Source organism: Bacillus sp. FSL K6-6540 (assembly GCF_038007545.1).
The window spans coordinates 1,439,657-1,452,941 of sequence record NZ_JBBOXH010000002.1 but is presented as its reverse complement, the minus strand read 5'-3'; the positions used below and the strand labels follow the sequence as shown (position 1 = coordinate 1,452,941).

General features: G+C 44.1%; 11 protein-coding genes. 6 read left to right on the top strand and 5 right to left on the bottom strand.

From position 1 onward, the window contains the following. Nucleotides 1-55 precede the first annotated feature (55 nt). Together MHH82_RS39845 and MHH82_RS39840 are read right to left on the bottom strand one after the other, a co-directional pair. A complete protein-coding gene (locus MHH82_RS39845; protein WP_072175208.1) occupies nt 56-1,318 on the bottom strand; it encodes a glycoside hydrolase family 18 protein in 1,263 nt (420 codons plus the stop codon). A 126-nt stretch (nt 1,319-1,444) separates the two neighbouring features. Continuing rightward, nucleotides 1,445-2,119 (bottom strand): GntR family transcriptional regulator, encoded by a 675-nt coding sequence (locus MHH82_RS39840; protein ID WP_038828168.1) that lies wholly within the window; start codon nt 2,117-2,119, stop codon nt 1,445-1,447. Between the two features lie 248 nt (nt 2,120-2,367). Here MHH82_RS39840 and MHH82_RS39835 point away from each other — a divergent pair, with 248 nt between their 5' ends. Further along, entirely contained in the window at nt 2,368-3,105 is a 738-nt protein-coding gene (locus MHH82_RS39835) for a sulfite exporter TauE/SafE family protein (protein ID WP_072175207.1), read from the top strand. Between the two features lie 36 nt (nt 3,106-3,141). On the opposite strand, the gene MHH82_RS39830 is transcribed toward MHH82_RS39835, so the two are convergent. Beyond that, nucleotides 3,142-4,350, bottom strand: a complete 1,209-nt coding sequence (locus tag MHH82_RS39830; protein WP_015382899.1) for a Bcr/CflA family efflux MFS transporter — start codon at nt 4,348-4,350, stop codon at nt 3,142-3,144. Between the two features lie 310 nt (nt 4,351-4,660). Between MHH82_RS39830 and MHH82_RS39825 the strand changes: the two genes are divergently transcribed. Then, nucleotides 4,661-5,155, top strand: coding sequence for a MarR family transcriptional regulator (locus MHH82_RS39825; RefSeq protein WP_072175206.1), 495 nt, complete (start codon nt 4,661-4,663; stop codon nt 5,153-5,155). A 15-nt stretch (nt 5,156-5,170) separates the two neighbouring features. Beyond that, nucleotides 5,171-5,800 carry a nitroreductase family protein gene (locus tag MHH82_RS39820; protein ID WP_003234135.1) on the top strand — a complete coding sequence of 210 codons (630 nt, stop codon included), beginning with the start codon at nt 5,171-5,173 and terminating at the stop codon, nt 5,798-5,800. 128 nt (nt 5,801-5,928) lie between these two features. Here the strand turns inward: MHH82_RS39820 and MHH82_RS39815 are convergent, their stop codons facing one another. Continuing rightward, nucleotides 5,929-8,601, bottom strand: coding sequence for an MMPL family transporter (locus tag MHH82_RS39815; protein ID WP_021481636.1), 2,673 nt, complete (start codon nt 8,599-8,601; stop codon nt 5,929-5,931). Next, nucleotides 8,598-9,056, bottom strand: a complete 459-nt coding sequence (locus MHH82_RS39810) for a MarR family transcriptional regulator (protein WP_021481637.1) — start codon at nt 9,054-9,056, stop codon at nt 8,598-8,600. Before MHH82_RS39810 ends, MHH82_RS39815 begins: the two co-directional genes overlap by 4 nt. 168 nt (nt 9,057-9,224) lie before the next feature. On the opposite strand from MHH82_RS39810, the gene dinB reads away from it, so the two are divergent. The 3 genes from dinB (at nt 9,225) to vmlR (ending at nt 13,257) form a co-directional block, all read left to right on the top strand. Next, entirely contained in the window at nt 9,225-9,743 is a 519-nt protein-coding gene (gene dinB / locus MHH82_RS39805; RefSeq protein ID WP_038828173.1) for a damage-inducible protein DinB, read from the top strand. A gap of 171 nt (nt 9,744-9,914) precedes the next feature. Beyond that, entirely contained in the window at nt 9,915-11,291 is a 1,377-nt protein-coding gene (locus tag MHH82_RS39800) for an amino acid permease (protein WP_014475969.1), read from the top strand. 319 nt (nt 11,292-11,610) lie between these two features. Beyond that, nucleotides 11,611-13,257 carry an ABC-F type ribosomal protection protein VmlR gene (gene vmlR / locus MHH82_RS39795; RefSeq protein ID WP_049140469.1) on the top strand — a complete coding sequence of 549 codons (1,647 nt, stop codon included), beginning with the start codon at nt 11,611-11,613 and terminating at the stop codon, nt 13,255-13,257. Nucleotides 13,258-13,285 lie beyond the last annotated feature (28 nt).

The window sequence follows — 13,285 nt, the reverse complement described above, 5'->3', positions numbered from 1 at the left end:
TCTGCTGCTCTGGACTTAATCAAAAAAAAAGACACCCCAGCTGTGGTGTCTTTTTTTACACTTTTCTGATCGTAAAAAATTTCCGCAGAAGCCATGGGCCCGGCGTAAAGCCCAGCGTTAACTGCCAAGCGCCAATAGCCTGCAATCTGTATTCACGGACGATCTGCATCTTCCGGCTCATGCTTCTGACATCCTCAAACCATACCTCATGCGTCCGTCCCTGCTGATCACTGTACCGGAAAAACGGTGATTGATATTCGGCTGAATATTGTATCGGAGCTTGGTACCTCATCGCTCTTTCGATTGCGTTTTGATTTGAAATCGCTGAAGCAACTGTGCCCGGCTGGTACGGGGTGATCCAGTCGTACCCGTAGAGCGGGACTCCGATAATGATTTTTCTGCTCGGCACCTGCGCAATCGTAAACTCAATGGTTCTCCTTATTTCAGTAATCGGCGCTACAGGACCCGGCTCACTTCCGGCATGATGCCAATCATAAGCCATGATAAACATATAATTGACAACCGCTCCTATCCCCCCGTAATCATAGCCCCTCAGCCATGGAATATTATCACTTGTTTTTGCAGGAACAGCTATCGTCAGCACATACCCTCCCGCCTGAAGTCGATCTCTCAGCTGGCGTAAAAATCCAGTGAAAAGATCGCGATCCGCGGCGCTCACCTGCTCAAAATCGATTGTGACACCGCCATATCCCCTTGTGGAAACTAAGTCATAAATGTTGTTGACCAGATTGGTTCTCGCTGTCGGATTGTTTAGCACATGGTGAACAATCTCCGTACTGAAGCCTCCTGATGTAAGGTTCGTTATTGTTGCCAGCGGCGTGACTCGCCTTTGCCAAGTTGTCTCAATAGCGGTCGCATCATTCAATTGGTTTGCAATGTCGCCGTTCGGTGCAATATGGTATTCGAAAATTGAAATCGAAGACGAGTATGGCGCATAATCATTGATTAATTCTCGATCGAGGTCTGGGTTTCGGAGCACATAAAAACTTAACGTTCCCGCAATGTAATTTGAGATCGAAGGAATCGTTATTTTTGCTCCCGCTTGTAAAGCATTTGGGCTGATACCCGGATTGGCGGCTCGCAGTCGCTCTAATGGCACAAACGCTTTGGCTGCAATGGCGGTAAGCGTATCTCCAGGCTGGACTGTATATACATAAAGAGGGATAAGCAGAGCCTGCCCCGGCACGATATTCGTTTCATCTAAACCATTCACACCCCGTATTTGATCAACAGAAGCACCGTATCTTCTGCCTATCGAAAACAAAGAATCACCAGGCCCGACGATATGGATAAACATGTTTAACCCCCATTATTCGTTAGTCAAACCATCATAAAATCTTATTAACGGGGCCTCTTAGATATGTGGTGAATACATAAAAAAATACCAAGGGTTCTGCTCCCCCTTGGTACCGGATCATAGAAATCAATTCTCTTTACCTTCTTCAAGCACATGCTTCAAATGCTCACAGTCATGATTGAAATGAGCCAGCACATGTTGTTTGGCTGCTTCTTTGTTTTTCTTTTTCACTTCTTCAAATATCCTGCGGTGCTCACTCAGTATCGTTTCTGCACGGTGGTCGCCGGTATAATTAAGGATTCTGCAAAAATGAATCAGATCATTTACATGCTCAAGCAAATTTTTCAAATGTCTGTTATGGCTGAAATCAACCAGCAGCTCATGAAATTTTTGGTTTAAACGAATGATTTCCGTATCTTCCGTGCCGTTGTGAATCGCTTTCTCTGTTTCTTCAAGCTGTTTTTGGAGTATGGTCAGCTCTTCTTCGTCCGCTTCGTCTATGACTAATTCGACTGCCAGCTGCTCCAGCGGAATTCTGATTTTATAAATCTCATCTACATCTTTTGCCGTTAATGACGTGATCGAAAACCCATTTCGGTCATCTGCTTTTAACAAACCATCTTTCTCAAGCAATCGCATGGCTTCCCTTATCGGAGAGCGGCTGACGCCAAAGCTTTTCGCCAGCTGTGTTTCGTTTATCCGTTCCCCAGGCTTAAAAGTCCCGTTAAAGATCATTTTTTTTAGCTGGTTATAAAATTGCAGGTAGTAGGGAGTCGGCTTATCTAATTTAAAATCGTCCATATATAATACCTCTTTTGAATATATTCAAGGGCTTTTCTTCATCAAAATCATATAACAGATGGTAATGGGAAGCAACAAACTGCCTTGTCAGATCCCTGAATTTGAGGTACGATATGTTTGCTGAACGACGGTCGACGGACTACTGGTAACTGAAAAAACGGCGTGTTTTTCTTCGTCAATAGGACACCATACCTCCGCCAGAATAGCGCACGATTACATTTTTACATCTTTTCAATGGAGGAAAAAATATGCTCATTATTCTTGTTATGTTTCTTCTAGGAATTATTTTAGGCTTTATTGGCGCCGGTGGAGCCGGCTTTGTCATTGCCCTTTTAACGCTTCTTTTCCATATCCCGATTCATACGGCTTTAGGCACTTCACTTGCCGGCATGGCTTTTACAAGCTTATCAGGGGCATACAGCCACTATCGCGAGGGCAACATTCAAATGAAAATCGGCTTAATAGTTGGAGGCTTTGCTGCGGTTGGCTCATTTTTCGGCGCCAAGCTGACATCTTTTATTCCGGCTGATTTGCTTCATTATTTGACGGCTGGAATGTTATTTTTATCAGCAATTCTCATTTTAATCAGATTATTTATTTTAAAAGAGAAGGCTCAAGTGAATCAAAGCACTCTTTCAACGTATACGAGAGCGGTCATCTTAGGAATTGTATCCGGCGTTCTTTCCGGCACATTCGGCATCGGGTCGGCACCTTTTATTCAAATCGGTTTAATGATTATGCTGAATCTGTCCATTCGCCATTCTGTCGGAACGACGATGCTTGTGATCATCCCTCTGGCTGTAGGTGGAGGCATCGGATATATTACAGAAGGTTTTGTTGATTACGTTTTGCTTGTCAAAGTTCTAGTCGGGACAATGTGCGGTGCCTATGTAGGCGCGAAATTCACCAACCTCATGCCAAAGGTGGTGTTGAAATCAGCCATCTTTTTGACTCCGGCGATTGCAGGCCTGCTGTTGTTATTCTAAATAAAACAAAAAACCTGACGTCATGTCAGGTTTTTTTTATGAATTCTGCCCTACTCGTTCTTTCGTTAATCCAAAAAAAGCCAGTGAGCCGATGACAGCTGTTACAAACATGATGGCTCCCATCGGAACGGCTGTTGTCTCATTAATGCCTACAAGCGGTGACACGATTGAACCGAGGAGCAGCGGGAGCATCCCAAGCAGCGCACTTGCACTTCCGGCGCGGTGCCCCTGCTTTTCCATGGCCAAGGTAAACGTGCTGGTCAGAACCATGCCGATCGTAATCATGTAAATGAAAATGGATATGACTAATGTAGCAAGAGGACCGTGAATCATGGTCATGGTTAATAGCACAGCCGTCGCAATCACAGCCGTAATGACCGCTATACGAAGCAGGCTTTTTTCATGAATGATTCCGCCAAAGCGCCCGATGATAAAGCTGCCCGATATAATCGCCAGCCCGTTAATGCCAAAAAGAATACTAAATACCTGCGGAGACACCCCGTAGATATCCTGGTATACAAAAGGCGTACCAGACACATATGCAAAGCTTCCCCCGTGAATAAATCCGACAGTTAACGCGTACCCCATAAAGGATCGATCCTTCAGCAGGCTGCCCATCGTTTTGACGGATGTTCCGATTGAGCTTGGAATCCGTTTTTCCGGCGGAAGCGTTTCTTTTAACCTCAATGCAATCAGAAGAACTAGTAAAAATCCGATGATCATGAGAACGTGAAAAATTGTATGCCACGTTGCGAACGGCAAAAGCAAAATGGCACCGCCTGTCATAGGCGCAACCATTGGCGCCACCGCGGTAATAACCATTAGCAGCGAGAAAAATTTAGAAAGCTCTCTTCCGGTAAACACATCGCGGACGATTGCGCGAGACAGCACAAGCCCTGCAGAAGCAGTGAAGCCCTGTAAAAAACGCGCAGCCACTAAAGTTGTTATATTGGGCGACAGTGCACAAAACAGAGAAGATAACGCAAATAAAAAAATACAGATTAATAGCGGTTTTCGTCTTCCCTGCGCATCGCTGACCGGCCCGACAATCAGCTGGCCGATCGTAAGTCCGACCAGACAGGCTGTTAAACTTAACTGAACAAGTGAAGCACTTGCTGATAAATCTTCCGCGATTTCAGGAAAACTTGGCAAATACATATCTATATTAAGCGGGCCCAATATAGCAAGCATGCCGAGCAGAAACGCTAGTGCCAAGCGTTCTTTTCCAGTTGGATTGTGCAGCATGTTATCAAACCTTCCCTTCAACCTAGTCCCTTATATAATGGATGTCAGCTCCAACTATGGATTGAAGCTGTTAAACATTTGTATATTGTATCATAACTTTCAGCCTGTGAAAGCCGCTTGAGCATGGGCTCGGCAAAGTGATATTCCGAACACCTATAAATGGGAATGATGCAGGGAATCATCGTGACCAGCATCATCTGAAGAAGCGGCCAGCTTTTTATCTAAGTTCTAGCCTAGCGAATTTTATGCGCTGGGAGGTTTTTCTAGAGTGCAAATGGCTTGCAAGATGAAATCAATCGTTGTATATTAATTGACGTGTCAATCATTGATATATCAATTAATAGTTTTGACAGGAAAGAAGGGATGGGTTTTGGCGTCATTTTGTTCAGAGGAAGCCGAGATTTTATATCAGCTGCAAGGCGTGAACAAGGTGATTGGCGTGAAGTTCGAGGCATGCACGGGCATCAGCCAATCTCGTTTGGAATTGCTGACATTGCTTTATCATGCAGATGAGATCAGTCAAAGCGACCTTCAAAAGAAAGTAAATATCGATAGCGCAGCCGTTACCAGACACCTGAAACAGCTGGAAGCCAAAGGCATGGTATCAAGGCGGCGCAAGCCTGAGGACAACCGCATCACCCTTGTTCGGTTAACAGACCAAGGAAGAGAGCGAATTGAGTCTTCTAAGAAGGAAAAGGAGCGTTTCATGAAGGAAATGCTCGCAAATGTAAGCGTAGAAGAACGCCGCCTGCTCATTGATGTGCTGGCGCGCATGCGAAACAATATAGATAATATCGAAGCTTAAGAGGAGTGTATCAACATGATCAAAACAAACGATTTTATGGAAATTATGAAAGGCCGCCGTTCTATTCGCAACTATGATCCGGCAGTAAAAATCAGCAAAGAAGAAATGACAGAGATCTTAGAGGAAGCAACAACTGCCCCATCTTCTGTTAACGCGCAGCCATGGCGTTTTCTTGTCATTGACAGCCCGGAAGGAAAAGAAAAGCTCGCACCGCTTGCCAGCTTTAACCAAACACAGGTCACAACATCATCTGCTGTCATCGCTGTATTTGCAGACATGAACAATGCAGACTACTTAGAAGAAATCTATTCAAAAGCCGTGGAACTTGGTTACATGCCGCAGGAGGTCAAAGACAGACAAATCGCTGCGCTGACCGCACATTTTGAAAAGCTTCCGGCACAGGTCAACCGTGAAACGATCCTGATTGACGGAGGTCTCGTTTCCATGCAGCTGATGCTGACTGCACGCGCGCATGGCTACGATACAAACCCGATCGGCGGATACGATAAAGAAAACATCGCGGAAACCTTCGGATTAGATAAAGAACGTTATGTACCGGTTATGCTACTTTCTATCGGAAAAGCAGCAGACGAAGGCTATGCTTCCTACCGTCTGCCGATTGATACAATTGCAGAATGGAAATAAAAAAAAGAGCCCGTGAGTGTTTTCCGGGCTCTTTTTTTTTAAGTACAGCCGCCGTTTGCGTCTGACCTTTTTTGGGTAACACGTCTGAAGTTAGTCGTTTAGATCATGAAAAGAGTGATGACCATTCATCACTCTTCTCTCGAATATTCTTTTCCTTTCTTCCTGCCGAACGGCCACCAGTTTCCTTCTCCAAAGGTTGCAATGATTGCCGGGATGAAGAGCGGAAGTATGACAAGGCCGTAAAGCAAGAGCCCGATGATGATAACACTTGCCACCTGCATCAGTGTATTGACACCTGAAGGCATCATCGCCGCGAACGTACCGGCCAATATAATGGCAGCTGTAATAATGACAGATCCCATTTTGCTCATTGACCTGACGACACCTTGCTCAATGCCAAGGTGCACCTCTTCCTTAAATCGATCCAGCAAGAAGATCGAATAATCTACCCCTAACGCGATCAAGATGACAAAGCTGAAGAATGGCACTGCCCAGCTGACACCCGCGTTTCCTAAGCCGTTTACAAAAATTAATTCTGTTATGGATATCGACGTATAGTACGTCAGCAGCAATGACGCGATCATATAAATCGGCATGATCATTGAGCGGAACAAAATGGTTAACACGATAAACAGGCCTATAATCATAATCACCATTGTTCTGGAGAAGTCCGTTGTGGACAGCTCCTTTAAGTCCGCATTCATACTCGTGACCCCGCCGTATACGATCTGTGCATCCTCCAAAGGAGTGCCGTCAACTTCGTTTGCGACAGCTTTTTTGATTTGGTTTATTGTCGCAATAGCTTGTTCTGAGTACGGATTTGAATCCAGAACGACACTTAATTGAACACCTTTGCCATCTGCAAAGGAATACTGGTCAATTGACTTCTTAAAGTCTTTGTCCTTCATTACTTGATCAGGAATGAATATGCCTGTATCTCTTACAGTTGGACTTTTGCTCATGTCCTCTAACATATCACTGGAAGCTGTAATACCGTCAGAGACTTTCGTCAGGCCCTGATTTGCGCTCCTCACGCCTTCGGACAGCTTCTTTAGGCTTTCTGTCAGCGTTCCGGCTTGTGCCTGCTGGCCTGAGAGCTGCTGGTTCGCTTGTTCAAGACCGGTTTGAATCTGGCCAAGCTGTCCGCTGATTGCCGTAAGCTGCTGCACGGTCTGTGCGGTATTGCCGGTTTGGGAAATCTGTTTGCTCACGAGCTGCAGCTGCTGATTGATTTTGCCCAAGCCATCTGCCGCATCGCCCAGTGAACCGCCAGACCCTCCATTTGAGGCCGAGCCGGTTTGCCCTGCCATTTGATTCAGTCCGTTTTCTATATCCGTTAATCCGCTTTGGACATCGGCAATCCCTTTTACCGTCTTATCCAGCCCGTCTGAAACCGATCCTAGCTGGTTATCAATATATAAATCTTTGATTTTTTCACCAGTCGGCTGCGTAATGGTCATCACAGAGTCAACATGATCAACTTTCTCGATCGCTTTGCTGATATTTCCTAGATAGGGAATTGTATCAGCTGTTGTAAGATCTTTGTCTCCTTTTACGACAACATTGATCGGGAACGCTTTTCCTTCCCCGAATCCATCCTTAATGGCCTCGAGAGCTTTTATAGATTTATAATCGCTGCTGATTTCCGCAGTTGAGTCGAATGAAATCTGGTCATCATAGGTCAAGATGAACGGAAGCGTAATCACCACCGTGATGACAATGAACAGAAACGGACGCGCAACGGAGTGTCTGCCGAGAAACGCCCATAGTTTGTTATCACTGTGTGACAGCACTTTCTTAGAAGGCCAGAATAATTTTTCACCCAGCGTCACCATAAATAATGGCAGCAGTGTGTAGAGGATGATCATTAAAATTCCCACACCGACTGCTACCCCTACTGCGGATTGGAAAATCGCAAACTTCGCAAATCCTAAGGCGGAAAATCCGATTAATACCGCGAATCCGCTGATAAATAAGGTTTTTCCCCCTGTGCGGTAAGCGATAAGCGCCGCTTCTTTTTTATCATGCCCGTTTGCCAATTCTTCACGGAATCGTGTAAGAAGCAGTATGCAGTAATCTGTTCCAATGCCGAACAGGATCGCGACTAAGAAGGTTTGCGTAAACGTCGAGATTGGAAAATCAACATTGTATACAAGGATGCCCAGTATGGATTGACTGATCAGATAAGAAAAACCGACAACCACAATCGGGATAAAAGGCGTCACAACAGATCGGAACACGATCAACAGTAAACCGATGATCAGGCAGACTGTGATCACTTCCGTTTTCTTAAGCCCTTCCTCTGAGCTGTGAGCGAAATCCTGGTTGATAAGGGAAGCTCCCGTAATATATGCCGTCAAATCATCAGGAACGATTTGATAAATCTCGTCCGCAATTTTTTCCGCCTTTTTATCAGAACCTGTAATCGTGACAGGCATGAGAACGGTTTTCTTGTCTTTCGACATCAACTGGTCTTTGACTTCTTTTTCCGCTGACAGAGGAGATGTTACCTCTTCTACACCGTCGATCTTTTTGATTTTATCGATCATTATCCGGAGCTGATTCTCTGTTTCTTTCTTTAAAGCGTTGTCTAATGTAAAGACAACACTGATCGAATTATTGTCTTCTCCCGCTTGTTTTAAAATGGCGTTTGCCCTTTCTGAAACAGCATCAGCGGGAAGCTGGGCCTGCCCCTTTTGATTGGCCAGCTCCGTTAAGTTCGGAGAAAACAAACTCAAAACGACGGTAAGTGCTAATACTATGGCTGCAATTGCCCACTTGAATTTGATGATTGCTCTCATTCGGCAGAATCTCCTCCTTTAAATTTGCTTTTTAAAATGGTGAATATCTCGATGATGGAATGTAAGTGTTCCTCATCTATATCATCGATCAGCGGTTTGAGCGCGTTAAAGATGGCAGAATCTAATTCTTCTAGTATGTGTTCACCACTGGGTGTAATGTTAATAAGCTTAGAGCGCCTATCACTTTTTTCCGGACAGTCGCCCCATTGAACCAATCCCTTTTCGAGCAGCTTTTTCAGTCTGTTAGAGATCGCGCTCTTATGTACATTTTGGTACATGGCCAGGCTGCCGGGAGATGTTGGGCCCTTGACTTTTAAAATTTTCAACAGGTCTGCCTGTTCCCTTGAGATATGCTTGAAGACATCCTGATTGATTTCACGATGCACAAATTCTGTCCCTTCAAGCAGGACTTCCACAAACAGGTTTATCGCCTGACATAGCTTTTGTTCATTCAATATCTTCCCCTCCTCATTATAGTTTACCCCGCTAAACTTTATGTTCAATGTCAATTAGTTTATTCCCCTAAACTATATATGTCAACAAATTTTATTCACGAGCACTCTACATAAGAACGCACGTTCGTGTATAATAGAAGCTATACACACGAAAGGGGGAATTTTAACATGTCAGATTTTGCATTCAAATTGTATGAATATAACGTCTGGGCCAATCAACAAATATTCAACCGATTAAAAGAGCTTCCAAAAGAGGTATACCATCAAGAAATTCAAAGCGTGTTTCCGTCAATATCCCATGTATTGTCTCATGTTTATCTTTCTGATCTCGGCTGGATTGAAGTGTTTTCCGGCAAAAACTTGAGCGATGCTTTGGCTTTAGCTGAACAGCTTAAAGAACAGACAGAGGCTAAAGAAATAGAGGAAATGGAAGACCTTTTTCTGAGGTTATCCGAGCGCTATATACTATTTTTACAGCAAAAAGAACAGCTCAATAAGCCACTCCAGATTCAAAATCCCTCAAGCGGAATCATGGAAACAACTGTTTCCGAACTGCTTCCCCACGTTGTCAACCACGGGACATACCACCGCGGCAATATCACAGCAATGCTGCGGCAGGCAGGCTACGCATCCGCACCGACAGATTACGGGCTCTACCTGTTTATGAAAAAAACTGAAAAAGCATAAAAAAGCGGCTCCCTAAATGGAGCCGCTTTTTTCGGGAAATAGTCCAAATCACATTAAAATTCTTTTCATCAATCCTTTTTTAGTAAAAAAGATAGAAATTTTAGTGTTATAATAATCATTAAAAATAGATTGCTGACTCAATAAACAATTTTCAATGGAGGAACACATAAAGTGACAGACGACATGACGAAAGACAATATAAATCAGCAAACGTTGCAGAGAGGCTTGAAAAACAGGCATATCCAGCTCATCGCCATCGGCGGAGCCATTGGGACAGGCTTATTTCTCGGCTCGGGCAAATCGATTCATTTTGCCGGACCTTCGATTTTATTTGCTTATATGATCACAGGGATCATTTGCTTTTTAATTATGAGATCGCTGGGTGAACTGCTGTTATCAAACTTGAACTATCACTCTTTTGTGGATTTTGTACAAGACTACCTAGGCGATATGGCAGCATTTATCACCGGCTGGACATATTGGTTCTGCTGGATTTCCATTGCGATGGCTGATCTGACAGCAGTCGGGCTCTACACTCAATATTGGCTCCCGGGTGTGCCGCAATGGGTGCCCGGCTTGATCGCTCTTATTATTTTACTGATTATGAACCTAGCGACAGTCAAGCTTTTTGGAGAATTAGAATTTTGGTTTGCTTTGATTAAAGTCATTGCCATTTTGGCGTTAATCGTCATTGGCCTTGTGATGATTTTCAAAGGCTTTTCCACTAGCTCAGGAGTGTCCAGCTTCACAAACCTCTGGAGCCACGGAGGCCTGTTCCCGAATGGCATGCACGGGTTTATCCTCTCGTTCCAGATGGTTGTGTTTGCTTTTGTCGGCATTGAGCTTGTCGGGCTTACGGCCGGTGAAACAGAAAACCCTGAAAAAGTAATCCCTAAGGCGATCAACAATATTCCTGTCCGTGTGCTGCTTTTTTATATCGGGGCTCTTCTCGTGATTATGAGCATCTATCCTTGGGATGTCATCAATCCCAGCGAAAGCCCATTCGTACAAGTATTTGTCGCTGTTGGCATCGTCGGGGCTGCAAGTATTATCAACTTTGTTGTGTTGACATCCGCTGCTTCAGCATGCAACAGCGCTGTATTCAGTACAAGCCGTATGGTCTATTCCCTGGCGAAAGATCACAATGCACCTGAGTCAATGGCGAAACTGACTCAGCGTAAAGTGCCTAGAAATGCTTTATTCTTTTCGGCTATCGTGATTTTAATAGGTGTTACGTTAAACTACATCATGCCAGAAGGCGTATTCACCCTGATCACAAGCATTTCAACCGTATGCTTTATCTACATTTGGGGGATTACGGTCATCTGCCATATGAAATACCGCAAAACAAGACCTGAATTAGCGAAAACAAACAAGTTTAAGCTTCCGCTTTATCCGTTTACAAATTACCTGATTCTTGCGTTCCTGGCGTTTGTTCTGGTTGTGCTGGCACTGGCACAGGACACTCGTGTTTCCTTATTTGTCACACCGGTTTGGTTTATTTTGCTGATTGTGATTTATAAAGTGAGAAAAGCGAAGCATCAATAACACTCGAAACTCCTGCCTCAAAAATGAGAGCAGGGGTTTTTTTGATGAAAATGACCTTTGCTTTTGAATTTGAAGATATGCTATAGTGTTTGTAATCAAAACAAGAAGGGATGATGGGTGGACAATGATTAACTAATCTTATTTTTACCGTTTGAAATCAATATTTCAAATCAAAAAATAGGATTAGTCTGCCCATTTTCTATATATACGACACTGCTATTTATAAAAAATAGCTTATTTGATCATGCACAGGCACGGCTAATCCTTCCAACACATTTGGGAGGATTTTTTTATTCTCCCTTTAAAGCGAGGGATATGGATGAAAGAGATCGTAACATTAACAAACGTTAGCTATGAAGTAAAGGATCAAACTGTTTTTAAACATGTAAACGCCAGTGTTCAGCAAGGAGATATCATTGGGATTATCGGAAAAAACGGCGCTGGGAAATCTACGCTGCTGCACCTCATTCACAATGACTTAGCCCCTGCACAGGGTCAAATCCTTCGGAAGGATATAAAACTGGCTTTGGTTGAACAGGAAACCGCGGCGTATTCCTTTGCGGACCAGACACCTGCCGAAAAGAAGTTACTGGAGAAATGGCATGTGCCTCTTCGTGATTTTCATCAGTTAAGCGGCGGTGAAAAACTGAAAGCGCGGCTGGCGAAAGGACTATCAGAGGATGCAGATCTGCTGCTGTTAGATGAACCGACAAACCACCTTGATGAAAAAAGCTTGCAATTTCTCATCCAACAGCTGAAACATTATAACGGCACTGTGATTCTCGTTTCTCACGATCGATATTTTTTAGACGAAGCCGCAACAAAAATATGGTCGCTTGAGGATCAGACGCTGATTGAATTCAAAGGGAATTACTCCGGGTATATGAAGTTCCGGGAGAAGAAAAGACTCACCCAGCAGCGTGAATATGAAAAGCAGCAAAAAATGGTCGAACGGATTGAAGCACAAATGAATGAGCTCGCTTCTTGGTCGGAAAAAGCCCATGCTCAATCGACGAAAAAGGAAGGGTTTAAAGAATATCATCGGGTAAAAGCGAAGCGTACGGATGCCCAGATAAAATCCAAGCAGAAGCGGCTTGAAAAAGAGCTGGAAAAAGCAAAGGCGGAACCCGTTACCCCAGAATATACAGTCCGCTTTTCAATCGATACAACCCACAAAACAGGAAAACGTTTTTTAGAAGTTCAGAATGTAACAAAAGCGTTTGGAGAAAGGACCCTCTTTAAAAACGCAAACTTTACGATTCAGCACGGCGAAAAGGTTGCGATCATAGGCCCCAATGGCAGCGGAAAAACGACATTGCTGAATATCATTCTTGGACAGGAAACAGCAGAAGGAAGCGTATGGGTGTCGCCGTCCGCAAACATCGGCTATTTAACGCAGGAGGTGTTTGATTTGCCTTTAGAACAAACACCGGAAGAGTTATTTGAGAATGAAACATTCAAAGCAAGGGGGCACGTTCAAAATCTGATGAGGCACTTAGGTTTTACAGCCGCCCAATGGACTGAACCGATCAAGCATATGAGTATGGGTGAGCGTGTAAAGATCAAGCTGATGGCCTATATTCTGGAGGAAAAAGACGTGCTGATTTTAGATGAGCCGACAAACCATCTCGACCTGCCGTCACGCGAACAGCTGGAAGAAACACTGTCACAATACAGCGGCACATTGCTGGCGGTTTCACATGACCGATACTTTCTCGAAAAAACAACAAACAGTAAACTCGTCATCTCAAACAACGGCATCGAAAAGCAGTTAAATGACGCCGCTCCTTCAGAAAGAAATGAGCGGGAAGAGCTTCGCTTAAAGCTTGAGACAGAAAGACAAGAAGTGCTGGGAAAACTCAGTTTTATGACGCCAAATGATAAAGGGTATAAGGAGCTTGATCAGGCTTTCAATGAGCTTACGAAACGAATAAAAGAGCTGGATCATCAAGACAAAAAAGACTGAGGGAGAAAGTTCAAGCGGCATTGAAAAG